At 42.2% G+C, this 26939-nt stretch carries 19 protein-coding genes; 1 reads left to right on the top strand and 18 read right to left on the bottom strand.

Annotated features, from left to right (window positions below; translation table 11 throughout):
• Position 1 precedes the first annotated feature (1 nt).
• Together E2P86_RS04050 and E2P86_RS04045 are read right to left on the bottom strand one after the other, a co-directional pair.
• A complete protein-coding gene (locus tag E2P86_RS04050; RefSeq protein WP_134430954.1) occupies positions 2 to 2452 on the bottom strand; it encodes an outer membrane beta-barrel family protein in 2451 nt (816 codons plus the stop codon).
• An 81-nt stretch (positions 2453 to 2533) separates the two neighbouring features.
• Entirely contained in the window at positions 2534 to 2815 is a 282-nt protein-coding gene (locus tag E2P86_RS04045) for an ATP-dependent Clp protease adaptor ClpS (protein WP_085474529.1), read from the bottom strand.
• 62 nt (positions 2816 to 2877) lie between these two features.
• Here E2P86_RS04045 and E2P86_RS04040 point away from each other — a divergent pair, with 62 nt between their 5' ends.
• Positions 2878 to 3924, top strand: coding sequence for a 3-oxoacyl-ACP synthase III family protein (locus tag E2P86_RS04040; RefSeq protein ID WP_206367989.1), 1047 nt, complete (start codon positions 2878 to 2880; stop codon positions 3922 to 3924).
• Between the two features lie 44 nt (positions 3925 to 3968).
• Here the strand turns inward: E2P86_RS04040 and E2P86_RS04035 are convergent, their stop codons facing one another.
• From E2P86_RS04035 to E2P86_RS03960, 16 genes are all read right to left on the bottom strand, one after another.
• On the bottom strand, positions 3969 to 4610 hold the full coding sequence (locus E2P86_RS04035) for a sterol desaturase family protein (protein WP_234991308.1): 642 nt from the start codon (positions 4608 to 4610) through the stop codon (positions 3969 to 3971).
• A gap of 93 nt (positions 4611 to 4703) precedes the next feature.
• Positions 4704 to 6608, bottom strand: coding sequence for a RecQ family ATP-dependent DNA helicase (locus tag E2P86_RS04030; RefSeq protein WP_134430948.1), 1905 nt, complete (start codon positions 6606 to 6608; stop codon positions 4704 to 4706).
• Positions 6609 to 8702, bottom strand: coding sequence for a ComEC/Rec2 family competence protein (locus E2P86_RS04025; RefSeq protein WP_134430945.1), 2094 nt, complete (start codon positions 8700 to 8702; stop codon positions 6609 to 6611).
• Entirely contained in the window at positions 8696 to 10690 is a 1995-nt protein-coding gene (locus E2P86_RS04020) for a ComEA family DNA-binding protein (protein ID WP_166785136.1), read from the bottom strand. The genes E2P86_RS04025 and E2P86_RS04020 overlap by 7 nt, the downstream gene beginning before the upstream one ends.
• A 34-nt stretch (positions 10691 to 10724) precedes the next feature.
• On the bottom strand, positions 10725 to 11525 hold the full coding sequence (locus E2P86_RS04015) for a PorV/PorQ family protein (RefSeq protein WP_134430939.1): 801 nt from the start codon (positions 11523 to 11525) through the stop codon (positions 10725 to 10727).
• A 273-nt stretch (positions 11526 to 11798) separates the two neighbouring features.
• Complete coding sequence (locus E2P86_RS04010; protein ID WP_085474535.1) at positions 11799 to 12683, bottom strand: PorP/SprF family type IX secretion system membrane protein; 885 nt, start codon at positions 12681 to 12683, stop codon at positions 11799 to 11801.
• Between the two features lie 56 nt (positions 12684 to 12739).
• Entirely contained in the window at positions 12740 to 18166 is a 5427-nt protein-coding gene (locus E2P86_RS04005; protein ID WP_134430936.1) for an MBG domain-containing protein, read from the bottom strand.
• Positions 18167 to 18884: 718 nt separating this feature from the next.
• Positions 18885 to 19769 (bottom strand): ATP synthase F1 subunit gamma, encoded by an 885-nt coding sequence (gene atpG, locus E2P86_RS04000; protein WP_134430933.1) that lies wholly within the window; start codon positions 19767 to 19769, stop codon positions 18885 to 18887.
• Between the two features lie 66 nt (positions 19770 to 19835).
• Positions 19836 to 21410: a F0F1 ATP synthase subunit alpha gene (gene atpA, locus E2P86_RS03995; RefSeq protein WP_085472016.1), complete on the bottom strand. Its 1575-nt coding sequence runs from the start codon at positions 21408 to 21410 to the stop codon at positions 19836 to 19838.
• 52 nt (positions 21411 to 21462) lie between these two features.
• Positions 21463 to 22008, bottom strand: coding sequence for an ATP synthase F1 subunit delta (gene atpH, locus E2P86_RS03990; RefSeq protein WP_085472017.1), 546 nt, complete (start codon positions 22006 to 22008; stop codon positions 21463 to 21465).
• A 27-nt stretch (positions 22009 to 22035) separates the two neighbouring features.
• Positions 22036 to 22536, bottom strand: a complete 501-nt coding sequence (locus tag E2P86_RS03985) for a F0F1 ATP synthase subunit B (RefSeq protein WP_085472018.1) — start codon at positions 22534 to 22536, stop codon at positions 22036 to 22038.
• Positions 22537 to 22643: 107 nt separating this feature from the next.
• Positions 22644 to 22832, bottom strand: a complete 189-nt coding sequence (gene atpE / locus E2P86_RS03980) for an ATP synthase F0 subunit C (RefSeq protein WP_028070619.1) — start codon at positions 22830 to 22832, stop codon at positions 22644 to 22646.
• A gap of 33 nt (positions 22833 to 22865) precedes the next feature.
• Entirely contained in the window at positions 22866 to 23954 is a 1089-nt protein-coding gene (gene atpB / locus E2P86_RS03975) for a F0F1 ATP synthase subunit A (protein ID WP_134430930.1), read from the bottom strand.
• Between the two features lie 84 nt (positions 23955 to 24038).
• Complete coding sequence (locus tag E2P86_RS03970; protein ID WP_134430927.1) at positions 24039 to 24443, bottom strand: hypothetical protein; 405 nt, start codon at positions 24441 to 24443, stop codon at positions 24039 to 24041.
• The gene (locus E2P86_RS03965) at positions 24436 to 24663 is read right to left on the bottom strand and encodes an AtpZ/AtpI family protein (protein WP_085472021.1); all 228 of its coding nucleotides are present in this window, start codon (positions 24661 to 24663) and stop codon (positions 24436 to 24438) included. The genes E2P86_RS03970 and E2P86_RS03965 overlap by 8 nt, the downstream gene beginning before the upstream one ends.
• A 43-nt stretch (positions 24664 to 24706) precedes the next feature.
• The gene (locus tag E2P86_RS03960; RefSeq protein ID WP_134430924.1) at positions 24707 to 26938 is read right to left on the bottom strand and encodes a helix-turn-helix domain-containing protein; all 2232 of its coding nucleotides are present in this window, start codon (positions 26936 to 26938) and stop codon (positions 24707 to 24709) included.
• Position 26939 lies beyond the last annotated feature (1 nt).

The following is a 26939-nucleotide window of genomic DNA, read 5'->3' as shown; positions in this document are numbered from 1 at the left end:
TTTAAAAATTACCACCATTTTCATCCATTCCACTATCGTTTTGCGGACGTTTCTTGCTGCTATTATCTTGCGTTCCAAAACGGTATGAGAACGAAAGATTAAACATACGCTTCATCCAACGGTGCTCAAAGCTGGAGTTGATCTGTGGAGTAATCGTTGTCGCTCCAAAACGGCGGGTATCCAGTAAATCGCGCACATTCAAAGCTAAACTAGCACGCTTATTCATAAACTCCTTCTTGACCGCAACATCGATCCCTGTCATATACGTTGTTTTCCCTTGCGGTCTAATATTTGGCGCATAATAATCGCCACGTACCTGCATAGACCAAGTGCTGGTAAACTTTAAATTTGTATTGATGTTCGTGTTCCAGTTAAAGCCTTTTTGTTCCTGGATATCATAATCGCTGTTTCCTTCAAATTTATTATAGAAGAAATTACCGTTCCACGTGACATCCCACCATTTCGTCACATTCACCTTTGAAATCAACTCCAAACCAGCCACATTCGAGCTCGTTAAGTTCTCCCACTTACTATAGGTTACACTGTTATCATCCACATTATAAATATAAGGCTGCATAACATCATTCATTCGACGATAGTACAAGGTGCTGATGAAGTTCCACTTGCTGTAGAATTTAGCGAAACTCAGTTCCAGGGAATGGATATCTTCTGGCATCAAGTTAGGATTTCCTTCCCGACGATTCATCTCATCGGACACGTCCGGGAAAGGATTAACCTGCCATCCACGTGGGCGTTGCACGCGGCGCGTATAGCTCAGCTGTACCTTATCCCCACTTGCGCCAACCTCATACGTTAAAAAAGCACTTGGATACCATCTAAAATAGTCTAAACCACCTTTCGTTTCCTCCTGCCCCACGGGGATACTCGGATCTTTGGTAAAGTAGCTCGTGTTCAAAATAGCTTGCTCCGCACGCATCCCGATTTGATAACCGAGGTGTTTGGTTAGTTTATTCTGATAATTTGCGTACCAAGCATGCACCGTGTTGGTCATATCGAAATCATTACTGATACTATAGTCTGGGTAATAATTGTTGTCTTGGACATTCAATGTATCCGAAAACTGCGTATCGAAGGATTTACGAATAATCGTCCGGTATCCGGCTTCAAACTTACTGTCTTCACCTAATGGCAAAATATAGTCCAACTGGATATTAATTACCTTACCATCTTCGCTCGTATTATTGATACGGCCATCGTTCGGCATACCCGAAGAATAGGTTTGTATAAAATCATTCACCCCATCTTCCGTATCACGTCCGTAGCTAAAGTTAGCCGTTAACTCTGATCCTTCTCGTCTAAATTTTCTGGAAAAATCTAAATTCAAATCATAACCTAAGTCGCTCTCATCCTGTGTCGAAGTACGCGTACTCGTTCCATTCAAGGTAGGATGGTTGCGGTACGTGTAAAAAAGACTCGAACTGCGATCATTATCACGGATACTCAGATTTCCCGATACGCCAATGGTCGTTTTATCATCGATAAAATAATCAGCACCAAGCTTGAAAGTATTATTAATTCCTTTACGCGAGCTCTCCTCTGTGTTGTTAATCTCACTATTGTTATGCAGATAACGGTTATTACGCAGACCAGAACCCGGGCTATTGCGTCTATTAAAATTATAACTCCCAAAGTAATTGAATTTACGATCGCGGTAGTTAAGCGTTACCCCGGCCATATAGTTGTTGTATGAACCACCGGATGCATTCACACTTCCATTTAAGCCGGTCCGTATATTCTTTTTGAGTACAATATTGATAATACCAGACTGACCTTCAGCATCGTATTTAGAGGATGGATTCGTTATAATTTCAACTTTATCAATTGCATTGGCGGGGAGCGATTGCAACAGCGAATTAATATCACTGCCTGCCATGGCCGATTCTTTACCGTCAATCAATATTTTAACGGCATTGGATCCGCGAAGCGAAACCGATCCATCCATATCCACCTGCAATGTTGGCACATTGGCCAACAAATCTGAAGCCGTACCGCCCACACTAACCAAACTTTGCGACACATCAAACACTTTGCGATCGATGCCTAGCTTCATTTCAGCAGCTCGACCTTCAACTTTGATTTCTTGTAATGTGTTTCCATCGTCACGCAGACGAATCGTGCCCAAATTTGTTCCAGAAGTAGCTTGAATTTTGATATTATCCTGCAGCACATCTTGCTTACCCACATACGTTATGCGGATGGCATATGTCCCAAAATCTACTGCATTAAAAAGAAGTACACCATCTACATTCGTTTGCGCACCTTGCACGTAAGCTTTACTCTGTTGGTTCAACAGAGCAGCGCTAGCACCAATAATAGGTTCATTGGTTTCCGCATCGACAATCAGCGCCTGAAGTTTACCCTGTTGGGCAAGAAGGAAAAAAGGAGCACTTAGAAAAAAGAAAAGCAGTTTAAGTTTTTTAGGGAACAGCATGTTACAAATATTCGTTTCTGCAAAAAAACAAAATATTACTAGCTATTAACCTATCGTAACCGTATTATTACGAGTCGAAAACTATTCAACTGAAACGCTCAAACCTTCTGATTTTAGAATCTTACGATAAATTTCCATCTCTGTATACGAGCCTTCTAAAACGGTACATTTACCTTCATTATGGACTTTCCACGCTATTTGCTCCGCCTGTCGCTCTGAATATTGTAGATGTTTCATCAAGCAGTGGATCACGTGGTCAAAGGTATTGGTTTCGTCGTTCCATAGAACCAAACGATTCGAGGTTTTAACCACCGCTAGTATCTCTTCGAGTGTGAAAGTCTCTTCTTCGGTTTGTACGCTCATACTACAAAAGTAGTTATTTTTTAAAAATTACGTAATTTTACCGCTGGATCAAAAAAATATATATGTTTCAATCGAAGATTGCTGGAATGGGTTACTACGTTCCTAAAAATGTGTACACCAATAACGACCTAACACGTTTCATGGATACCAGTGATGAATGGATCCAAGAAAGAACGGGAATCAAAGAGCGTCGTTATGCTGATCGTTTAGAAGAAACAACTACGACTATGGCCGTGGAAGCGGCTAAGATAGCGATAGAACGCGCAAAGACTACGGCGCAGGCAATCGACTTTATTATTTTTGCCACCCTATCTCCAGATTACTATTTCCCAGGATGCGGCGTGCTCCTACAGCGTGAAATGGGTATGAAAGAGATTGGCGCACTCGATATTCGTAATCAGTGTTCTGGTTTTGTTTATGCACTTTCCATTGCGGATCAGTTTATCAAAACAGGCATGTATAAAAATATTTTGGTGGTCGGTTCAGAAAAGCAATCTTTTGCCATGGACTACTCTACCCGTGGACGTTCCGTATCCGTTATCTTTGGAGATGGTGCAGGAGCTGTCGTCGTACAACCTACCACAGAAGAAGGAAAAGGGATATTAAGCACACACCTACATGCCGATGGCGCCGACGCTGAAAAACTTGCCATGTATTATCCAGGAGCATCAGCTGGGAAATGGCTTGAAAATAAACCGAACTGGCCCGATAAAGAATTAGGTGATATATTTATGACACCGGAGATGTTGGAAGACGGCTCTGTTACTGCACATATGGATGGACAAGCTGTGTTCAAGAAAGCTGTGGTTAAGTTTCCGGAGGTGATTGCTGAAGCGCTGCAAAAGAACAACTTGCAAACCGGTGATATCGATATGCTGATTCCGCATCAGGCGAATCTACGGATTTCACAATATGTACAAAAAACACTGGGCCTGAGCGATGACCAGGTTTTCAATAATATTCAAAAATACGGGAACACGACTGCTGCCTCTGTGCCTATTGCACTTTGCGAAGCATGGGAGCAAGGAAAAATTAAGGATGGAGATCTCGTTTGTCTCGCTGCTTTTGGTGCAGGCTTCACCTGGGGGTCGGCCTTAATACGTTGGTAAATAGTCCATAAAGCATAAAAAAAGGAGGTTCAGACCTCCTTTTTTTATGCTTTACTTTTAGTTTCTTTCTTTTTAAATCCAGATCCAAAAATCACGTCCCAAATAGAGGAGCTAACCCCAAATCCTTTCTCCGGATCCGAATAATGGTGCAACATATGGTGGTCTTTGATCCGTTTGAACAAACCGGATTTAAAATTAGCATGATGCATCGCATAGTGGCATTCATCATAAATCAGATACCCCAACAAGAAGCCTGCAAAAAACGAGGCCAACACATATTCGCTAAAGAAAATATAGAAAATAAAATAAATAATCGTCGCCATCGGAATACTCGCCGATAATGGCATGACCAATCTTAATCTATCCTTTGGATAATCATGATGCACCCCATGAAAGATAAAAGCAATTCGCTTTCCGAAATCAGATGTAGGATGGAAATGGAAGATCCAACGATGGAGCACATATTCGGCTAACGTCCAAAAAGCCAACCCAAATAGGAAGTACAATACAATGGAACCTACCGTCATTCCACCAGGCACATACGACTTGTAAATAAAATAAATAATAACGGGTATCCAAAAAAACAAAGGCACACTCCAATGTATTTTTGTTAACGATTCCAGAAAGTCATTTTTGAACATTCTCGACGATTCCGTAGAGTTGGATACATATAACTTCTTTGCCATAATAGTGATTATTTCTAAAACGGTAAAAGTAACGAGTATTAACTAGGAATCAAAATTTTGCTTTTTGAACTTTTTCACTTTTTTGTCAAAAATTTAATATTTCGACACATTCCAACTATACATCCCCTCTTCTACCTGTACAAATTCACTGTCCACTAAACTTCTTACTACGCGTAAACGCGCTTCGTCATTCCCGGTCTCTATGGCATCGATCAAACTCTTTACGTCCATTTTCTTATCAGTTAATAGCGTTCGAATCTCCGTTTCAATTTTTTCGGTCATTCCTTCCGCATGGATACGCATTAAACACAAATCGCATGTTCCACAAGGAGGGACATCCTTTTCTCCAAAATAACCTTGTAACGCTACACTACGACAATGCTCCGTATCGAGGTAATTATCGATGGCCTCCAGCTGTTGCTGTTTTATTTTCTTCCTTTCTTGAATAAATTGGCTGTCAATAAACAAATTTTTATAATCCACACGCGGCTGCAACAATTCAACTTGTGGTGCATCAGTTTTAGGCAGATAAGAGAGTATCTCCAATTTCTGCAAACCTTGCAACATGTTCACAATTTCGAGATATGGAAGTTTCAGTTTCTTCGCAAATTCATATTCATTGATCGGAATAAAAAAATCAAATGCACCACCATAATTACGGAGGATAAGCTTAATCAACGGATCATATTTAGCGGACTGTACCTGTAGTTTATAAACTTCCTGGTAATCCACTTCAAACTTCAATCTCGATGGAATGTATACAGCCTCCGAAACAGCTAGCCACCCGTCACGCTCCAAAAACTTTAAGGCACTGATCGTAGGCATGATCTCCAACTGATAACGTTTCGTAAAAGCTTCGATATCAAAATCAAATGAGATTCCTTTTCCAGCCCCATATGCGATCTGCAAAAAATTACAAAGGTGATGATACACCTGTTGTATAAACTTTATCGAAGGGAAACTTGATTCAAAGTTATCCCATAATCGCTCACGGTCTTGCTGTTGATACATCAGGACCGGATAAGCTTTCTTTCCATCGCGCCCCGCACGCCCCGCTTCCTGATAGTATGCTTCTAGGGAATCTGGAATATCAAGATGCAGCACAAAACGCACATCCCCTTTATCAATCCCCATTCCAAAAGCATTCGTCGCAACAATAACACGAACCTGTTGCTGCATCCATCGGTCTTGCTTTTGCGAACGCGATATATTATCTAGTCCAGCATGATAAAAATCTGCTGGAATACCGTGGTTCACTAAGTACTGTGCCACTTCTTGTGTTTCTCGCCTATTGCGCACATACACCACCCCACTTCCACCGAGCTTGTGGATCATCCGCAGCATTCGGTTCATCTTATCGTCCTCCTGGAGTGCCATGTAGGCCAAATTGGAACGACCAAAGCTCATCCGAAAAACATTGGGTGTCGTAAAAGCCAGTTTTTCTTGAATATCGTCTACCACTTGTGGTGTAGCCGTTGCTGTTAAAGCAAGAAAAGGAACGTTGCGATGTAATTCCCGGAGTTGCGCCAGTTGCAGATAAGGCGGTCTAAAATCATACCCCCACTGTGAAATACAATGGGCCTCATCAATCGCGAAGAGGTTCACCTTCATATAACGAATACGTTCACGCACCAGGTCGCTGTACAACCGCTCTGGCGCTAAGTACAAAAACTTGATCTTTCCGTAAACACAATTGTCGAGTGTGATATCAACCTCACGCTTTGACATCCCCGAAAAAATAGCAACTGCCTCAATACCACGTTTACGTAAATTTTCAACCTGATCTTTCATGAGCGCGATCAGCGGACTGATAACGATACAGATGCCCTCCGACATTAATGCAGGCACTTGGAAACAAATAGATTTACCTCCTCCCGTTGGCATCAAAGCCAAGGTATCACGTCCCTGAAGAATAGCGTGTACGATATCCTCTTGTAACGGACGAAAGGTATCGTATCCCCAATATTGCTTCAATATAGACTGACTGTTGTGCTCCATTTATTTGTTCTTATCCCAAAAATAAGCAAAATTATCCTTCAATACATAATAGGAAAGCCCAAGAGAATCGGCCGTAGCCTGCAATCGTTCCAAGCCGACCGCCGTATGTATTCCATCAAAAATTAGCGTTGTATGCGTCCAATCTTTAGGTATATCCATTAGTCGACGTACGCGTTTATCTCGCCAAATCAAAATATCGGGCACTTCCGCCTCTTGTCCAGAAAACCCATTTTCGACAACAAGGATCGTTGCCCCACCTCCACGAATGAGCGTTCCTGATTTCACAGAATCGCGAATCGATACAAAACGAATGGCGGAGAGATCAGACGCATAATACTCCAAATCCCGCCATACATGAAAGCGAAGCTGTGGATGTGTTAGCGAGTCCAGAGTAGAAAAAAGTGTTACTTTCCCGCGATCAATAATCGCCATACTCAAGTTACGTTGCGTGTTATAAATCCTTATCATTCTCAAATCAACATCGCGAACAGCATTCCATGAAACCCCTAGTGCCAGTAAGATTAAGGTAAGCCCTAAAATAGGTAGCAGTTTTTTCTGGTGCCCCATCCATACGAGATAAAGCAACCAAATAGCACTACTGGACACCACAACTTGCCAACCTGTAAAATGGATACCCTTCGTTACGGCATAGGGTAAGTTATCAATCCACTGAAGTCCCACAAACATAAACTGCACGACCTGATGTAAAATCAAACCTAAAAGGGCATTAACCTCCTCTATCGGACAAAAGGCAAGCGCAATGCCTACATACATAATTACAGTGGACGGCAATGCGATAAATAAATTTCCGAGTAGAAATAGATTCGGAAACTGATGAAAATAATACAGTGCTAACGGCGCAGTAAACAACTGTGCGGCGAGCGAGATAAAAGTCAATTGGCAGACTTGACGCATCACCCAGTTTTGCGGTACACGAATCGTCCGTAGCATCAATGGATATAGCGTAAAGAGGCCCAAAACAGCAAGATAAGAGAGTTGAAAGCCAATATCAAATAACATGGTAGGGTCGAAAATCAAAATAAAAAGCGCCGACGCGAATAATGTATTTAAATTATTCTGCTTCTTCTCGAACGCACTAGCTATTAAAAAGAAAATAATCATAATGCCGGCCCGTAATATCGCAGGTGCCATTCCCGTCAAGATTACGTAGGCCCAAATACAAAACAGGGTAAGGGTTAAACGGAGCAACTTGCCGTATTTCCAACGGTCCATAAACCGCAACAGGTAATTCAGCAACATAAAGACAATTCCTACATGCAGACCAGATACACTAAGCACATGGATTGTGCCTGTATTGGTAAAAGCCTCCAAGACATCCGTTGCCATCGCTGTACGATAGCCAAAAATCAAAGCTGAACTAATCTGAAAGGTAGTTTGATCTCCCACAAAGTGATGAAACTTTGTAATCAAATGCGCGCGAATGCGCAGTGCGAAGTCAGTAATCACCTGTCCTTCATGATGTCCAATAACTTCCAACTGTGTTCGCTGGAGCAAAGCCTGTCTATAGATCTGCTTTTTCTCCAGGTAAAGCCGGTAGTCAAACTGTCGCGGATTCCAAGCTGGAGAAATTTCAGTGCTATTATTTTGGAAAACGATGCGATCACCATATTGATAGTTATCATCGATTGTATCCCGCCAAACAGTGACCATCAAAGCGCCTATTGCACGTTCAGTCTGCCCATTATTCAAGGCATAATCCACATGCACAGGAAAACGAATCGTCTTTTCCCTATAAAGTGGTTCATCGGCTATAATGCCCGAAAGAAAGGGCAGATTACTGTTTCCAAAATAAGTAGGTTGGTACCTCGATTGTCCAACCATAATACCAAACATGCCCAGGAAAAGGAAAATAAACAGAACGAGGTATGGAATAATGATGTGATTAAATCGCTTATTGATGACCTCAAGCCAGAAAAACACCATAACCAAAATTCCTACCATTGCTGCTACCACCGTAACGGACACCGCAGGAAAATCCATGTAGAAACCGATCAATACGCCACAACCGTAACAAACACAAAGCCTAAAAAAAGGCATACGTCGTCGATCTAATGGTGTTTCTTTCTTTACCATCGATATCGCATTTGTACTTTTATATCGGTTCGCTTATTCCCTTCGATCTGCTCCAAGCCAGAACCGACGGTTTCCCTATTTGTAAAACGCGTTTGTGCCACGCGAAACCAGATGTCCATACGCTTTGCTATGCGGTAACGTACGTTTACATAGCTTCGCCAGCCTTTGTCATGGTATAAGGGAAAGCTATTCGCATATAAAACATCATTCTCAAAGGCATAAATCCGCGCATCGTAACTATCCGTATGAAAAAGGGCCAGTCGCAGGTTCAGCTGTAAACGGTTGTTTGAAAGTCGATAAAAAACATCTTGGTACAGCAAGCCACCATATGCGTCCTCGTTGGCTTTCGTATAAACCACGCCATCGGTTCTTGTACGCACTTCCCACTGCGCACTAAGCCGATAACGAAAGTCAATACGCAATTGCCTACGTTGTGTCTCCACGACCGTATTTTCAGGTTCCTCACCTGTCATATTTTGCGGCCGTTCCCGATAACGGTAGCGGATGCTCAAACGCCCCACTTTATACCAACGGAAAGTAAACTGTGATAAAAAATCAATACCACTACTAGGGGCATCTACCCGAAAACGTAACCAGGGGAAGCGAAACATATCCACATATGTGAGCCATTCGATTTGCCGATTAGGATGATAAACCATACCGGAATACAAGCCACGTTCGTTCGTAACACGAGATCCCTCCCCTAAGGATTGCGCAAAAAAAGCATAATAATCACGTTGGTAATCGCGATAATTGGCGAAGAATGATACTTTGGGATGTGCACTGACGATCACACCATGGTTCGTCGCCCAGCCTTTTTGCAACTGATGCGCCGTCTCACCGTAAACATAGAGGTTGCTATAAGTAAACTGAAAATTAACCCCTGTATTTAGAAGATGTTGGCCGCGAAAAGCAAATCGATTACGCAGTATATCTGCAGGATCTAGCCGACCGTTAAAACCGGTGTACATACCAATTAAACCTACCTTTAGTCGCCCCCGCCTATAGTCCAGGTTTATTCCTGAAATAGTTTGGGTTATAGCATGGCGATAACGCTGCTCTGTCGGGGTACGGTGTAACCCTGTCGTAGAAATGCTCTTAATAATATTGCCGGTCTCAGCCGGTTCCAGATTACCACTTAATTTACGGAGCGATATAAAAGGCGTTAAGCTCATTTCACGGAAACGAATATGCGCTGAAATACCACGTAAGAAATTATAGGAATTCACGGATGTATATGGTCGTAAACCTATCCCCTGCCGCGCACTGCTGGTTATCATAGCGCCCTTACCAAAACTCAGTCCATTCCAAATAACCAACCCTTGTCCTACTTGTAACGCATAGTCTCCCACGACCATACCTTCGATACGTTTGCGCCCTTTTACGTAAATGCTTACACCGTAGTGGTCAAAACCATAACGTTGCTTTTCGCGAAAAAATGGTTCGCCAGCGTCCTTTTTAGCATTCACAGCAATACGGATCTGATCCCGATAATTCAGTCGATAGCGCACCAAATAGGCATTGGCATCTCCCAGATAGCGTGATCGCGTAGTATCAACAATCAGGTAACCTCGCTTAGGTTCCAGTACGCGATCATAACGCAACATTATATTTTGCTCGCTTTCCGATAGCAGATTTTTAAACGTAAGTCCGCTGAAGATGTCTGGCGAACCAACAGTAACAAATGGCAACAAACGTTCCTGCGTCAATGCATCCAAACCCTCAACGGCTTGTAGCTCCAAGACGGAAATAAAGGCGCCACTCCATGCGCGATGACGTAAAATACTTTGAACCTGCACAGGAGATAAAAATAGAAGGGCGGCCAATTGCTGTTCATTGACCCGATTGAGATCCAACGGATACTTCCGATAAAAGCGTAAACGTTCGATGACTTCGCTAACGTCAACATCCTCTTCGAGCTCTTCCACAATTTCTGCAAGTAACATTTCCTCGATTTCAGCCAACTCTTGTCCGCTTAACGAAAGCACGATTAGAACAAAACTGCAGCTTAGCAAAAGAGATCTAAAAAGCATAAGCCAATGAAAGTTGCGGTGAAGATCCTAACTTGGTATGAAAGAGGGTGGCAAAATCAAATTGCCAACTTCTGTGCTTAAAGCCTGCACCTGCGGTGTATTGAATGGGATTGGATAGCGCACCAAATCGAACAATAAAATGGGGATGGAAGCCGTAGGATAAGCCGCCACGATACTGCATCTGTTTGGGAAACATATGTACAATATCTCCGCCTAACAACAACTCATCAGAAAAATGAAAAGTAAATCCAATCCCCAACGTACGTGCAATACGTTGGTCTATCTCGGTATTAAAACGTGTATCATTAATATTTTTATAAAATAAACCACCAGAAACATGTTCAGAAAATTTATAAATAAACCCTAAGTCGGCGGATAAACTTCGCTGCGCACTATATCTAGTAATCGTATATTGATGATAATTTACAGTAACGGAAGTACGTATTTGTTCACCAAAAGCACGTGCGACAGAGATTCCACTCTGCATAAAGCTTGCAACCCCATAAATGCCATAGTTTGTAACAGCAAAACCGAGTGCCGTTTGTTTCATAACGGGCATACCAAATAAGAGCGCTTGTGTAGCAAGATCACTGGACATAAAATGTTGCTGGTATGCACTCGCTATTTGTGGATGTGCAAGCAGACTTAATCCGGACGGATTACCAGCCAGAGAGAATAACCCCTCTTGCGCGATTGCAGTGTTTCCCATGCCTAAAAATGGAGCAGGAGAAAATTCTTGGGCAGATAATTCGACGGATATCACGAAGAGCATTACTATCCATCGCCTCATAAAAATCCGTTAATCAGATTAATATAGATATTTAAACCGACAAACCAGAATTAAATTTGGTATTTAAACATAAAACCGAATGAAAGACTTGTGAAACGACAATTAATTGTCATATTGATCCTATTGAAGAAATATAACAAAAAAAGCCTTCCCAAATTAATTCAGGAAGGCTTTCTGTATCTTCAATTATTAGCGTTGTCTAGCGTTAATAGTATACTGTTTTAAAATATTTGTAAAATTGGGGTCTTCAACCTTACTGTTGCTATCGTGCCACTATAGCAAGCCTATTCCGCCTACACGGTAGCGTAACCCCACCTCATGCGTATTGTTCGATATCCGTTGGTTCAACGTATTACTTTTTGGGCTGAACTGGTAACTATAACCTAAACCAAAATTACCAAAATTCAACTGTACTAAACCAGACAGATCTCCCTGATTCTGTACCCCCATCCCAAAGCCTATTTTGGACCCCATAAATACCAACGCACTGAAGTCATAGCGAGGCGTCATATCATCCATGTGGCTCACTAGAAAAGAAGGACGAAGCGCAAAAGTGTTATCTAAGTGGAACAATGCACCCGCTGTGATATAATACACATTACGAAACTCATATTCCCGCTTGTTACCGCGGTTTAGCGAAAATCGAGGCATGGAGACTCCAACATAATACTTATCCTTTTTATAGTAGGATGTACTCACACTCAATACCCCTGCCGTCTCCCGCACATTATCTCGGAAGGCGACATCCGTACCATCCAGCTGACTGAAGTTCCCATTGTAGAACAATACACCTCCTCCCATGGAAAGACTCAAGTATTCACTTTCTGATAGCTGTACCGCTTTGGCCACATAGGCCGTCAGCTCGGACTCCTTAACCACCCCTAGGGTAGCATGTTTGACATCACCTCCTACGGCAAGCCCGAGTTTGCCTATTGTGCCATGTCCTGTAGCCCATAGGGATTTCGGCGCACCATCCACGCCTACCCATTGCGTCCGTCCCAGCATCGCGAAAGCGCCTCGCTCATCCATGGTGCTCAAAGAGGAGTTGAATGAATTCCGCAACTGCCCAAACTGGTTATAACTCACCCCGTGCTGTGCCCTACTGCACAAAGGCAGTAAGAACAACAGGCTCATCATTATTATATTTATTTTTTTCATTTTTTTTATGCTATTGGCTTTACCCTTCAGACGATATACTTTACTACTTAATTATCTTATCTCTTTATCACAAAAAATCCCTTTTCCCTTTTCCAAACCCCGTTGCTATCCTTAACATCCACGTAATAATAGTAAGTGCCATCGGCATGATATTGTCCCGTAAAGACCTTATCCCTATTGTCGTAACCGACGATTTCCGAAAGTACGACCCCGTTCTTATTAAAGATTGTGACTTTGTTGTCCGGATAATCACGAATACCTTCTATGATCAGAAACTCGTTGATACCATCTCCGTTTGGTGATACCGCTTGGTGAACAAGAATCGGCAGCTTAGCGTCCGCTGCTGCTGCTATCTGGACCGTGATATCGACGACTGCTGCAGGTTCATAATTTCCATCGCCGGCCTGTGCGGCAGTAATTGTCACGGTTCCCAAACGATGCACCTGCAAATCCGTACCTGATAGTGTAGCGACCAAGGGGTCATCAACGGATAAGGTAGTCGGAAGTCCCGAAGTAGATCTTACATCCAGTTTTACTGTGCCGGCATTTCTACCCAATGTACCTGGTGATGCGAAGCTAATCGTCTGTTTCGCTTTCTGGATCAGTAAGGTCGCCGAATAACTTGCTCCAGAATAGTTCATCGTCTCCGGAATATCCGCTTTCACACGGTACATACCCGCATTGATCTGTCCATTATTCGTATAGTTTACCACAGCACCCACCGGTAATGCTCCTGTAAGATTCAACGATTTCGTCGTACCGTCGTACGTAAATGTTTTGTCTGTTAAAGTAACGCCCGTAATTGGAGCTTTGCTAATGCTAAAGTTTGCACCGGTATAGCTCATCGTGTAGTTTGTACCGGGATCCAAGCTTCCTTTAAAGATGCTATACATACCGACGTTCTCTCCTTCGGCACGAGTTAGGTTACCGGTAAAAATAGCACGACTATCGTTATTAACTAAGCCCACAACCTGATATGTTAATACGGGCTCTCCAGTACCGTATACCTTCGTTCTAGCTTCGGCAGTGACCTTTATCTCCGCTTTGCCAACCGTCAATGTATTATTGACCAGTCTAAGAGTATAGTTTGCATCCGAACCTCCTGCTAATGTAATCGGATAGTTGCCTACAGCAGAAGAAGTGCTAGCGGTTGTCGCAATTGTTGGTAAGGTCGCTGGTTTGGTATCGCCATTGACCAAGCCCTCATAGCTGTATGTCAACACAGGTAATGCCGCGCCGTATACTTTAGATTTTGCATCCGCCGTGATCGTTAAACCAGCCTTGCCAACCGTCAATGTATTATTGAAAAGCTCAATGGTATAGTTTGCATCCGAACCTCCCGTTAAGGTGATCGGATAGTTGCCTACAGCAGAAGATGTGCTAGCGGTTGTCGCAATTGTTGGTAAGGTCGCTGGTTTGGTATCGCCATTGACCAAGCCCTCATAGCTGTATGTCAACACAGGTAATGCCGCGCCATAGACTTTAGATTTCGCGTCCGCCGTGATCGTTAACTCAGCCTTGCCAACCGTCAATGTATTATTCAAAAGTTCAATGGTATAGTTTGCATCCGAACCTCCTGTTAATGTAATCGGATAGTTGCCTACAGCAGAAGAAGTGCTGGCTGTTGTGGCGATCGTTGGTAAGGTCGCTGGTTTGGTATCGCCATTGACCAAGCCCTCATAACTGTATGTCAACACAGGCAATGCCGCGCCGTATACTTTAGATTTTGCATCCGCCGTGATCGTTAAACCAGCCTTGCCAACCGTCAATGTATTATTGACATGCGTAACAGTATAGTTTGCATCCGAACCTCCTGTTAATGTAATCGGATAGTTGCCTACAGCAGAAGAAGTGCTAGCGGTTGTCGCAATTGTTGGTAAGGTCGCTGGTTTGGTATCGCCATTGACCAAGCCCTCATAGCTGTATGTCAACACAGGTAATGCTGCGCCATATACTTTAGATTTTGCATCCGCCGTGATCGTTAAACCAGCCTTGCCAACCGTCAATGTATTATTGACATGCGTAACAGTATAGTTTGCATCCGAACCTCCCATTAATGTAATCGGATAGTTGCCTACAGCAGAAGAAGTGCTAGCGGTTGTCGCAATTGTTGGTAAGGTCGCTGGTTTGGTATCGCCATTGACCAAGCCCTCATAGCTGTATGTCAACACAGGTAATGCTGCGCCATAGACTTTAGATTTAGCGTCCGCCGTGATCGTTAAACCAGCTTTGCCAACCGTCAATGTATTATTGACATGCGTAACAGTATAGTTTGCATCCGAACCTCCCATTAATGTAATCGGATAGTTGCCTACAGCAGAAGAAGTGCTGGCTGTTGTGGCGATCGTTGGTAAGGTCGCTGGTTTGGTATCGCCATTGACCAAGCCCTCATAGCTGTATGTCAACACAGGTAATGCCGCGCCATAGACTTTAGATTTAGCGTCCGCCGTGATCGTTAAACCAGCTTTGCCAACCGTCAATGTATTATTGACATGCGTAACAGTATAGTTTGCATCCGAACCTCCCATTAATGTAATCGGATAGTTGCCTACAGCAGAAGAAGTGCTGGCTGTTGTGGCGATCGTTGGTAAGGTCGCTGGTTTGGTATCGCCATTGACCAAGCCCTCATAGCTGTATGTCAAGACTGGCAATGCCGCGCCATATACTTTAGATTTAGCGTCCGCCTTGATCGTTAACTCAGCCTTGCCAACCGTCAATGTATTATTCAAAAGTTCAATGGTATAGTTTGCATCCGAACCTCCCGTTAAGGTGATTGGATAGTTGCCTACAGCAGAAGAAGTGCTGGCGGTCGTAGCGATCGTTGGTAAGGTCGCTGGTTTGGTATCGCCATTGACCAAGCCCTCATAACTGTATGTCAACACAGGTAATGCCGCGCCATATACTTTAGATTTCGCGTCCGCCGTGATCGTTAAACCAGCTTTGCCAACTGTCAATGTATTATTGACATGTGTAACAGTATAGTTTGCATCCGAACCTCCCGTTAAGGTGATCGGATAGTTGCCTACAGCAGAAGAAGTGCTGGCTGTTGTGGCGATCGTTGGTAAGGTCGCCGGTTGGGTATCGCCATTGACCAAGCCCTCATAGCTGTATGTCAAGACTGGCAATGCTGCGCCATATACTTTAGATTTCGCGTCCGCCGTGATCGTTAACTCAGCCTTGCCAACTGTCAATGTATTATTGACATGTGTAACAGTATAGTTTGCATCCGAACCTCCCGTTAAGGTGATTGGATAGTTGCCTACAGCAGAAGAAGTACTGGCTGTCGTGGCAATTGTTGGTAAGGTCGCCGGTTTGGTATCGCCATTGACCAAGCCCTCATAGCTGTATGTCAACACAGGTAATGCCGCGCCATATACTTTAGATTTCGCGTCCGCCGTGATCGTTAACTCGGCCTTGCCAACCGTCAATGTATTATTGACATGCGTAACAATATAGTTTGCATCCGAACCTCCCGTTAAGGTGATTGGATAGTTGCCTACAGCAGAAGAAGTGCTGGCTGTCGTGGCAATTGTTGGTAAGGTCGCTGGTTTGGTATCGCCATTGACCAAGCCCTCATAGCTGTATGTCAAGACTGGCAATGCCGCGCCATATACTTTAGATTTCGCATCCGCCGTGATCGTTAGCACTTTTGGGTTAACTATAAATGTCCGTTCTACGGGCAACGCTGCACCAAACCCCGAACTGGCACTTTGTGTAGCGGTAATCGTCACAGTTCCTGCACTTTTAATTTTTACTTGACCGGAAACAATTTCAGCCACTTCAACATTGCTACTCGTATAGGTTATCGCTTGTGAAGTATTTGAGCTTTGGGCTACTAAATTAAAAGCAGGATCACCATAAAATTTGTTTGCAATAACTGGGAACGTAATAACCGGAACTGGATTCTCTGAGTTTATCTTTACCGAAACAATAGCATCTGCACTTAGGTTATTGTCTTCATCCAAAACGTTAATAGCAATTGTTCGGTACGAAATCGTACCAGGAGTTACATTTGGATCTACACTAGGCGTGTAGCTTATACTCCTTAACACATCTCTATACTGCGATAGAGTTGCCCTTCCGGTGAGGCTTAACGTTTTCGCATTTGCATCATAAACACCAATTATTCCATGTTGTGGAGTTACGGACAAAATATCACCACTCATACCCGCACTTACTTTCACTGTGGCAGAAATTAAATACTCACTATCTGAATCGTTAATTTCCAATCCAGCATCAAGCACAGCAGAGACATTATTAGCCGTAGTTACCTCATTCGTGCTCAATACAACAGCCGGTACGGACGATAATAAAACCGCTATACCCGCATCACCTTGTCCCGCAACATATAAATGCCTACTTAAGGGATCCATCATCATACCGGATGCCGAAGCTAAACCATCAACTCCGCCCTCCCCATCTTTTAAAACAGTGCTTAATGTTAACAGACCACTGGAAGCATCTCGCCTAAATGCAGTGACGGCATTAGAAGTTATCGCACTGGCGTAAACGTATTTCCCGTCGGGACTTACAGCTAAGCTCCTTACGCCATTCAAGCTGGTTATACCCCCTACATTATTGGCAACTTTGTTTACATAAGTAAGCATACCCGTATTTTGGTCTACGCTGAAAATAGCTATCGCGTTTTCCTTTTGCCCGCTTACATACAGGAATTTCCCATCGGGAGATAACAACAGTGAGGAAGCTCCCATAATACCATCAACACCGCTAGCACCGTCTTTATAAACCTTTACCAGGGTTAGAAATCCTGTAGTTTGATGGATGGAGTATACGCTAACCGTATTACTTACTGTGGCCGTTACATATAAAAATTGGCCGTCTTTGGAAGTGGCTATATTCTTTATGGGACTACTTGTTGGAGAATAATCCTGATTTAATTCGTTTCCATTTGCAGCATGAACCTGTTGCTGGATAAACGTGATTGCTCCCGTGTCAGGATTTCTCGAAAACACAGCAATTCCTAGAGAAGTCTGTCCCCCAATTCCGTAAACCCATTTCCCGTCAGGGCTAACGTAAACAGAAACAAAGCCTCCAATTGTCATGGCGTTACCTATCCCTGCTCTTACAGTGTTAACAAAGCTTAATGCACCGCTCGTTACATCCCTTGAAAATGCAGTAATATTGCCACTAGGCGAGGCTACGTAAATACTTTTATTATCAGAACTGGCTGCAATACTGAATGCGCTAACTATCCCTGTAATACCACCGATACCATTTCTTATGATACTGCTATAGGTTAGCTTTCCTGTATATACATCTCTATTAAAGCATACAACAGCACTATTGCTATAAGCTGCAGAATAAACAAACTTACCGTCCGCGCTCACTGCAATATCACTAACACCACTCAGTCCGTTGGCCCCATTTTTAACAACTTCTACAAATGTTAATGCGTTTTGGGCTCTAGCGTGACTAAAGCCAATCATGAGAAAAAGTAAAATTATTAAATGATTATGTTTCATCTGTTAATAATATAGAGTTAGTATAGTTTATCTTTTAGGAACCATAACGAGTCTTTACTAGGCTACGATGTATCGTATCGTAGCCATTACATGGAATGGCTGTCATTAGTGCGTTAACAATGGTTTTCGTTTTGATTAAAACTTGCGTCGAAAATAAAAAAAACGTATATATATAAAAAAAAATAAAGAGGGGACAAAGAAGGGACAAGGAGGGACAAAGAATAATATATTGATAATCAACAACAAAAAACCACATCTTATCTTTAAAGTTAAGTTCCTTATTATCCTCAGGTAATCATAGTCTCATTTAACAGTTTCGAATATGAGAATCGAGCGTAGAAACGAGACATTAGGTCATAGAAACGAGACATAAGAAAAACGCAAAAAGATCATTTTCATTTCGTATGATATGCATTATATTATAAACTAAAAGACCAATAAAAATGGGGCGTCTTTCCGTTTATAACTTTCCTATACTTAAAAGAATAATTTTCAATTCTCGACCGCCGCACAGGGAATGCATCAGCCAACTGTGATATAAACCTTATCACCTTGAGGAATCCTTATCGTAGATGTGAAGTGTTCTCTTGTTTAGACTCGGATACATGGACCATCTTTCGACCAGCCTAGCTGCGACAGCTAGACGCAGACTGCCTTAGGCTCAGGGCAACAAAAAAGGGAGCACAAGTGCTCCCTTTTTCCAATAAATATTTTAAACTTAGCCGTTCGATAATGCCGCAGCACCCGAAACGATCTCAGTTAACTCAGTTGTAATTGCAGCTTGACGCGCTTGGTTGTACGACAATTTCAATGATTTAATCAAATCACCGGCATTTTCTGTCGCTTTATCCATCGCTGTCATACGTGCACCATGCTCAGAAGCGTTAGAATCTAAAACAGCTTTATACAATTGCGTTTTAATCGCTTTAGGTATAAGCTCCTCAATAATCTTTTCTTTCGAAGGTTCGATGATGTAATCAGATTCTGTTGCCGCAGCAGCATCCGTTTTCTCTTCCGGAAGAAGAGGTAACAATTGTTCCGCGGTTAAAATCTGCATTGCAGCGTTTTTGAATTGATTGTATACAATCTCTACACGATCGATATTACCCGCTTTGAATTCATCCATTACATACTCCGTAACTTTAGAAACATTCAAAAAGGTTAAATCGCTAAATAAATCGTTGTTATTTCCAATCACATCAAAACCACGCTTTTCGAAGAAATCATGACCACGCTTACCGATAGCGATAATGCTTAGATTTCCACGTGCGTGTTGCTCCGCGTACTTGTTAAAGATCAAATTATTGGCGGTCTTAATTGCATTTGCGTTAAACGCTCCTGCCAGACCTCTATTGGAAGTCAATACAATAATTAAAACTTTCGTAGGAACGCGATCTTGTGTAAACGGAGAATCACTTCCTTCTACAGAGGCAGAAACCTGAGCCAAAATATCTCTTAGCTTATTCGCATAAGGGCGCAATTGCACGATAGCATTCGTAGCACGCTTCAACTTTGCTGCAGAAACCATTTTCATGGCTTTGGTGATCTGTTGCGTTGAGCTTACCGAGGTAATACGGTTTCTTACTTCTTTTAAATTTGCCATAGCGGGTATTTCGTATTCAGTAGTATGTATAGGCTAAACACCCGTACATACTACTTAAATATCAAATTAATATTTTGCTGCTAATTCCTTAGCTACTTTATCCAATACATCAGTCAACTCATCGCTGTATTTACCTACTTTAAGCGCAGCTAATACTTCTGGATGACGTTGTTCTAATTGCGTTAAGTATTCCGCTTCAAACTCACGTACTTTATTTACTGGAACAGAACGGAACAAACCTTTCGTACCCGCATAGATGATGGCTACTTGCTTATCAACAGATACCGGTGAGTATTGACCTTGTTTCAAGATCTCGACGTTACGTACACCTTTATCGATAACTGCTTTCGTTGCTGCATCTAAGTCAGAACCAAATTTCGCGAATGCTTCTAGCTCACGGTACTGCGCCTGATCTAATTTCAAGGTACCAGATACTTTCTTCATCGATTTGATCTGCGCGTTACCACCTACACGTGATACCGAGATACCTACGTTGATCGCTGGGCGGATACCGGCGTTGAACAAGTTAGATTCCAAGAAAATCTGACCATCCGTGATGGAGATTACGTTGGTCGGGATATATGCCGAAACGTCACCTGCTTGTGTCTCAATGATAGGAAGAGCTGTCAATGAACCACCACCTTTTACCAAATGCTTGATAGAAGCAGGAAGATCATTCATGTTACGAGCGATATCGTCCGAAGAGTTGATTTTCGCCGCTCTCTCTAACAAACGGGAGTGAAGGTAGAATACGTCACCAGGGTAAGCCTCACGGCCCGGTGGGCGACGCAATAACAAAGATACCTCACGGTAAGCTACCGCTTGTTTAGATAAATCATCATAAACGATCAATGCTGGGCGACCTGTATCACGGAAGAACTCTCCGATAGCAGCACCCGCCATTGGCGCGTAGAATTGCATTGGAGCAGGGTCAGCAGCCGAAGCAGCAACAACAACGGTATAAGCCATTGCACCTTTTTCTTCCAATACACGTACGATGTTCGCTACAGTAGAGTTTTTCTGACCTACTGCAACATAAATACAGAATACAGGTACACCTGCATCATAAAATTCTTTTTGGTTTAAGATCGTATCGATACAAACAGCAGTTTTACCTGTCTGACGGTCACCGATAACCAACTCACGTTGTCCACGACCTACTGGAATCATCGCATCGATTGCTTTGATACCTGTTTGCAAAGGCTCTGTAACGGGCTGACGGTAGATTACCCCTGGCGCTTTACGCTCAATCGGCATCTCATACGTTTCACCTGTTATAGGTCCTTTACCATCGATAGGCTGTCCTAATGTATTCACAACACGACCAACCATACCTTCACCTACTTTAATAGATGCAATACGGTTTGTACGTTTTGCTACATCGCCTTCTTTGATTTCATCGGAAGCACCTAAAAGAACGACACCTACGTTATCTTCTTCCAAGTTCAACACAATACCTTCTAATCCGTTATCAAATTCAACCAACTCACCGGACTGAACTTTAGTTAAGCCGTAAATACGAGCAATACCGTCACCTACAGTAAGTACGGTACCCACCTCCTCTAGTTCGGCTTCTGATTTAAAGCCTGACAATTGCTCTCTAAGAATTGCCGAAACTTCATCTGGTCTTACCTCTATCATTGTTGTTATTATAAGGGGTTTTTGATTCTATTCTATTTTCTAATATCCAAGATTATACACCTTGGTTTGCAAAATGCTTTTCCAGTTTATTCAACTTACCAGCAATACTTGCGTCAATCTGTCTATCGCCAACACGAACAACAAAACCTCCAATTAAGGAAGGATCAACCACATTTTTAAGAATAACCTGTGCTTTGATCTGTTCTGCAATCTGTGTTTGCAACGCGCTTAGATTTGCATCCGATAATGAACTTGCGGAAGTAACGGTCGCTTTAACAATGCCTTTAACCTCATTGTATTCACGAACAAACTCAAGTGCAATATCCAGGATGATAGCTGCACGACCTTTTTTTGCTAAGATTCCAAAAAAAGATAAAATCAATGGATTTACCTTTCCTCCAAACAAAGCGTTCAGTACATTGAGCTTTTTATCACCACTCAGAATCGGGTTCTTAAGAACCGCTTGTAATTCTGTATTGGATTTTAGTACAGCGATAACACCGTCGATATCTGTCTTCACGATATCCAAGTTTCCTTGTTCCTTAGACAATTCAATAAGCGACTTTGCGTATCTTGATGCTACTGTAAAAATTGACATATTCTAAATTTAAATTTGACCTACCAATTAGTTTAACTTCACGTCTTTCAACAAATCGTTAACAAACGTTTGTTGCTTTCCTTGGTCTTCAAATTCTTTTGTTAATACTTTGCGTGCAATATCCAAAGATAAAGAAGAAACTTGGTTTTTAACATCAGCTAACGCTCTGTTTTTCTGCTCCTCGATTTCTAATTTTGCTTGCTCGATTATTCTTTTGCCAGACTCTTGCGCTTCCGTTTTAGCCTCCGCAACAATTTTATCTTTCAGCTCTTTTGCTTCTTTCAATATTTCATCACGCTCTGCACGTGCTTCTTTCAAGAGTTGTTCGTTCTCATTTGTCAAACGAGCCATCTCTAATTTTGCTTTTTCAGCAGATTGTAAAGCATCGTAGATTCCTTTCTCACGTTCCTCTAATGCATTTACAATAGGTTTCCAAGCATATTTCCCTAGGATAAAGATGACAATCAATAAAATGATTAGTTGCCAAAAGAACAACCCGTAGGAGAACTGATTAATTAATGCTTCCATTTATATATCGATTATAAAATATTGTTTTAAATTCTTGTCTTTTGTTAAGACACAACTCGCAACCAACCGTTGCGAGTTGTGTCTATACCATTTTTAATCAGCTTGGATTATTTACCTAAGATTAAAGCACCGAATGCTAAACCTTCAACTAGGGCACCAATGATGATCATCGCAGTTTGAATTTTAGATGCTGCTTCTGGTTGGCGTGCGATAGCTTCCATTGCTGAACCACCGATTTTACCTAAACCTAAACCTGCACCGATTACGATTAAACCTGCTCCAATTAAATTGTACATGATATTTATTTTATATAATTAAACAATAATTTCTTAGTGATGCGCGTGCTCCTCAACCGCCATACCGATAAATAGGGATGACAACATCGTGAAGATAAACGCTTGTAAAAATGCAACTAATAATTCCAAGAAGAACAATACCAATGTTAATAACATAGATACCCCGATACTACCTGGGATCGTCAATTGCTGTTGAAACAAATACACGATAGCGATAAGTCCCATTACCACAGAGTGACCTGCTGTAATGTTAGCGAACAAACGCAACATCAGTGAGAAAGGCTTGGTAAACATACCCAACACCTCGATTGGCGCTAAGACAAATTTGAATGGAACAGGTACCCCTGGCATCCAGAAAATGTGTTTCCAATAATCCTTATTTGCTTTAAAATTCGTAATAAAGAAAGTAAACAACGCTAAACACAACGTGACCGAGATGTTACCCGTTACGTTGAAACCTAGTGGTGTCATACCTAATAAGTTCAAAATAAAAATCAAGAAGAAAACCGACAATAAGTACGGCATAAACTCTTTGTAACGGTGACCGATATTTGGAACGGCCATTTCATCACGTACATAAAGCACCAATGGCTCTAATACGCGACCCATACCCTTTGGAAGTGCATTCGCACCTTTTTTGTATGTCTTCGCTAAACTCAAGAAGCCCCAGAACATTAAAAATGCTGTTAACATTAAGCCGACAACGTTCTTTGTAATGGAGAAATCTAATGGCTTCGGGTTTGTAGGGTGTTGTTTTTCGTCGTAAGTGATCGTACCTTCCGCGTCAGTTTTGTAAATCTTACCGTGGTATAATTTATAGAACTGACCATCTTTTTCTACGACCTGCTCACCATGGTGGAACTCGCCCGAAGAAAACACTTTCAAACCACCGTCAATTAAAATAACTGGCAACGGAAAACCATAATGTTTACCTGCTTTCTTGTCCGTAAACAATGAAAAATAGTAATCATCCTGTAAGTGATGGTCACTATATTCCTTGATTTCTTCAGCTTGAGTTTTAGGCGCATCACTGTGCGCTTCCTCAGCGGCCTTTAAGGTAAAAGGGTTGACAGCAAAAAATATTACTGTAAATACTAAAAGTGCTCTTTTAAGACTCACCATGTTGAATGTAGATTGTATTAAAATTTGCGCAAAATTACAATTTTATTTGGCATTAATTAACATTTGTTTAAACTTTTTATAACTTTAGTTTTCAACAGTCTTTTGTTGTTGATTTACAATCTTGTAGGCCACAAAAACATCGAAAAACAAAAACAGAAAAAAGACAGCTAGAAAATTCAGTTCTATGAATTGATTTTCGAACTTATTTAAACCCGCCTGAATGTATATATAGGATGCCACCGCCTTCAGCATTACCCCAGCCAAGAAGGCTACGCCAATACTTTTTGGCATCGCAAAATCAACCGCTAAAAGCCCGATTGTAACAACCAAAGAAGCGACAGCACCGAAGGTATACATACCCATCAGGGAGTAACCGCTCTGCGCCCACAAACCTTCTGTGCCCACCGCATTGATGACCAACGTTTGCAAACCATAACCAACTGCCGCTACAACAATCAAAAGCAGCACAAAAACTAAATTTTTATTCATTCTTATTTATATAATTCACTTGTCTTATAAACTGATATAGCGACACAACGACGCCAAGCATCGTAATCCCTTTGGTCCACCAGCCCCCTTCTACACCATACCGCCCATCCAACCAATCGCCCAACAGAAAGAAAACATAGATAGTCACCCCCATCTGGAAAGGCATACTGGTAAATACTAACCACTTGTTAATATTCGGCTTTTGCTTTTTTTCTTCCATATAAAATCATCAGTTGGCATCAAAGATAGTCATCCGATTTTATTTATGAAGAGGTCTTTTCAGCAGACATCTCTACCACACGTTGACCAATCTTAATATCCGGGTAATCAAACCCATCCCCCAACAGCATCTTCAATTCCGAAGACGATTTACCTTCATTCTGCTCAATAACATCAATAATCTTCTTCAATTTATCTTCTTCAATCAAATCTGTAGCATCGATATCTGTTCCCACAAAATGAATCAAGTGCCCATAGATCGTACCCGCTACCATATCTCTTTTTTTTGCGATTTCCTCAATGGTTAAGCCATCCATAAAAAAGTCTAAAGAGATCGTCTTTGTGTCTTTCACGACATCTTCATCTACCGAAGCGACAGACTCATCCTTGGCACGCTCCGGCTGCCCCACTGCCGCCACAATTTCCGACAGGTCACCTTCTTTAGTCAATATATCAGCAATGGTCACACAATGCGCCAACTGCTCCTTCTTGCGGCGAAAATCCAGCAACATGGACTTTAACTCCTCCACATATTTTTTCGTCCGCTTCTTAATCTTCCACGCTTCAATATGCTCTTGTGTAGGCAACAGGATGTCCGCATCAAATTTTGGCAAGAACCAAGCTACTGCCGATTTCGTACGTTCACAAATTTTTGCATAGTCCAACGCTGCTTTATCACTCAACATCGCATAGAGTTGTGTAACGAACTTATTAGCCACCTTCTCTTGATCAACCAAGGTCTGCAAAACACCATTAAAGTATTCCACGGCCTCCGCTTTGCCATCTATATTACGATCCCGTAAGGATTGTTGTAATTCTCTGGTATCATCCACTAAACTCCCCCATCGGAAACTTTGGAGTAGAATCTGTCCGAGGTAATTACGCTGGCATGCTTCCAACATTTGCACCATTTTTTCCTCCGGAAGGGTACGCTTCATAAAATCTACGACCTGAAAGTCTGTCCGGATGGCATGCATCGGGATTTTTGATTTGAGCACCAATCCCTCTAACCCAGTCAACCTACTGAGCGCCACATAGACCTGCCCCGCAGCAAAAGAAGTCCCGGCATCGACCACCGCCTTTGTAAAGGTCAACCCTTGGCTCTTGTGAATCGTAATTGCCCAAGCTAAACGAAGCGGAAACTGCGAAAATGTCCCCAACACTTCCTCCTCGATCTTGTCTTCCCCTTTATTGTATTTGTAGCGGATATTTTCCCATGTTTCACGACGCACGACCACATCTTCAGAACCATCTTTAAAGGAAACCAGCACCTGATGTTTGTCCAAATTCAACTCCTTCACCTCGCCAATCTTTCCGTTGAAATACTTACGATCTTCACCGGAATCATTTTTTATAAACATGACCTGCGCTCCTAGCTTTAATGGCAAGGATTCATCCGCAGGAAACGACGAACTTTGAAAATCGTCTTTCACAACCGCCTTTACATTATGCATTTTCCCTGCCAACGCTGCTAATTGCTCCTGATTAATGGAATCCGCAAGTTTATTGTGCGAAGTCAAGGTAATATACTGCTCATCCGCTTCTGGCGAGAATGTTGGATTATGATGTTTGTTTAACGCATCAAGATCGTCCTGCGTACAATTATTATTCCGGATATTGTTGAGCAAACGAATAAAATCACCATCATTCTGACGGTATATTTTATTCAATTCCAGCATGATGGGCGGATGCTCTCGAAGCACCTTCGCGTCGAAGAAAAAAGCGCTTGTATAATGATCCCGTAAGACCTGCCATTCGTGATCGCGCACCACGGGAGGCAACTGATATAAATCCCCAATAAAGAGCATCTGAACGCCTCCAAAAGGACGCATATCCCGCCGTACTGACTTTAAGATAACATCAATAGCGTCCAACGTATCCGCGCGGACCATCGATACCTCATCGATGACCAACAGCTCCAATTCCTGGAGGATGGCACGCCGTTGTTTCGTCAGCTTAATCGTCGAAAAAAGGCGACTTTTATTGTAAATATGACTATCCTGTTCATTCCAATTGAGTGGATAATCTTCAATAAAAGTACCGAAAGGCAACCAAAACAACGCATGTAGGGTAGTTCCGCCCGCATTCATTGCTGCTACACCTGTTGGTGCCGTTATTGCCATTTTCTTATAACAATTCTCTCGAATATATTTCAAGAAAGTTGTCTTTCCCGTCCCCGCCTTACCGGTCAAAAACAAATGTTGGTTGGTTTGATTTACAAAAGATACTGCCTGTATAAAAGCCTTGTTTTGTTCATCAAATTTTGGTTGCGCCATG

The sequence above is a fragment of the Sphingobacterium psychroaquaticum genome (genome assembly GCF_004421025.1).
GTDB lineage: Bacteria > Bacteroidota > Bacteroidia > Sphingobacteriales > Sphingobacteriaceae > Sphingobacterium > Sphingobacterium psychroaquaticum.
Note: the sequence above shows the minus strand (reverse complement) of the source record. Positions and strands in the feature narration are given on the sequence as shown.

What these genes read in the sequence shown, in the direction of transcription:
- E2P86_RS04050 (WP_134430954.1), bottom strand. Translation starts at nt 2,452, where the DNA reads ATGCTGTTCCCTAAAAAACTTAAACTGCTTTTCTTTTTTCTAAGTGCT.
- E2P86_RS04045 (WP_085474529.1), bottom strand. Translation starts at nt 2,815, where the DNA reads ATGAGCGTACAAACCGAAGAAGAGACTTTCACACTCGAAGAGATACTA.
- E2P86_RS04040 (WP_206367989.1), top strand. Translation starts at nt 2,878, where the DNA reads ATGTTTCAATCGAAGATTGCTGGAATGGGTTACTACGTTCCTAAAAAT.
- E2P86_RS04035 (WP_234991308.1), bottom strand. Translation starts at nt 4,610, where the DNA reads ATGGCAAAGAAGTTATATGTATCCAACTCTACGGAATCGTCGAGAATG.
- E2P86_RS04030 (WP_134430948.1), bottom strand. Translation starts at nt 6,608, where the DNA reads ATGGAGCACAACAGTCAGTCTATATTGAAGCAATATTGGGGATACGAT.
- E2P86_RS04025 (WP_134430945.1), bottom strand. Translation starts at nt 8,702, where the DNA reads ATGGTAAAGAAAGAAACACCATTAGATCGACGACGTATGCCTTTTTTT.
- E2P86_RS04015 (WP_134430939.1), bottom strand. Translation starts at nt 11,525, where the DNA reads ATGAGGCGATGGATAGTAATGCTCTTCGTGATATCCGTCGAATTATCT.
- E2P86_RS04010 (WP_085474535.1), bottom strand. Translation starts at nt 12,683, where the DNA reads ATGAAAAAAATAAATATAATAATGATGAGCCTGTTGTTCTTACTGCCT.
- E2P86_RS04005 (WP_134430936.1), bottom strand. Translation starts at nt 18,166, where the DNA reads ATGAAACATAATCATTTAATAATTTTACTTTTTCTCATGATTGGCTTT.
- atpG (WP_134430933.1), bottom strand. Translation starts at nt 19,769, where the DNA reads ATGGCAAATTTAAAAGAAGTAAGAAACCGTATTACCTCGGTAAGCTCA.
- atpA (WP_085472016.1), bottom strand. Translation starts at nt 21,410, where the DNA reads ATGATAGAGGTAAGACCAGATGAAGTTTCGGCAATTCTTAGAGAGCAA.
- atpH (WP_085472017.1), bottom strand. Translation starts at nt 22,008, where the DNA reads ATGTCAATTTTTACAGTAGCATCAAGATACGCAAAGTCGCTTATTGAA.
- E2P86_RS03985 (WP_085472018.1), bottom strand. Translation starts at nt 22,536, where the DNA reads ATGGAAGCATTAATTAATCAGTTCTCCTACGGGTTGTTCTTTTGGCAA.
- atpE (WP_028070619.1), bottom strand. Translation starts at nt 22,832, where the DNA reads ATGTACAATTTAATTGGAGCAGGTTTAATCGTAATCGGTGCAGGTTTA.
- atpB (WP_134430930.1), bottom strand. Translation starts at nt 23,954, where the DNA reads ATGGTGAGTCTTAAAAGAGCACTTTTAGTATTTACAGTAATATTTTTT.
- E2P86_RS03970 (WP_134430927.1), bottom strand. Translation starts at nt 24,443, where the DNA reads ATGAATAAAAATTTAGTTTTTGTGCTGCTTTTGATTGTTGTAGCGGCA.
- E2P86_RS03965 (WP_085472021.1), bottom strand. Translation starts at nt 24,663, where the DNA reads ATGGAAGAAAAAAAGCAAAAGCCGAATATTAACAAGTGGTTAGTATTT.
- E2P86_RS03960 (WP_134430924.1), bottom strand. Translation starts at nt 26,938, where the DNA reads ATGGCGCAACCAAAATTTGATGAACAAAACAAGGCTTTTATACAGGCA.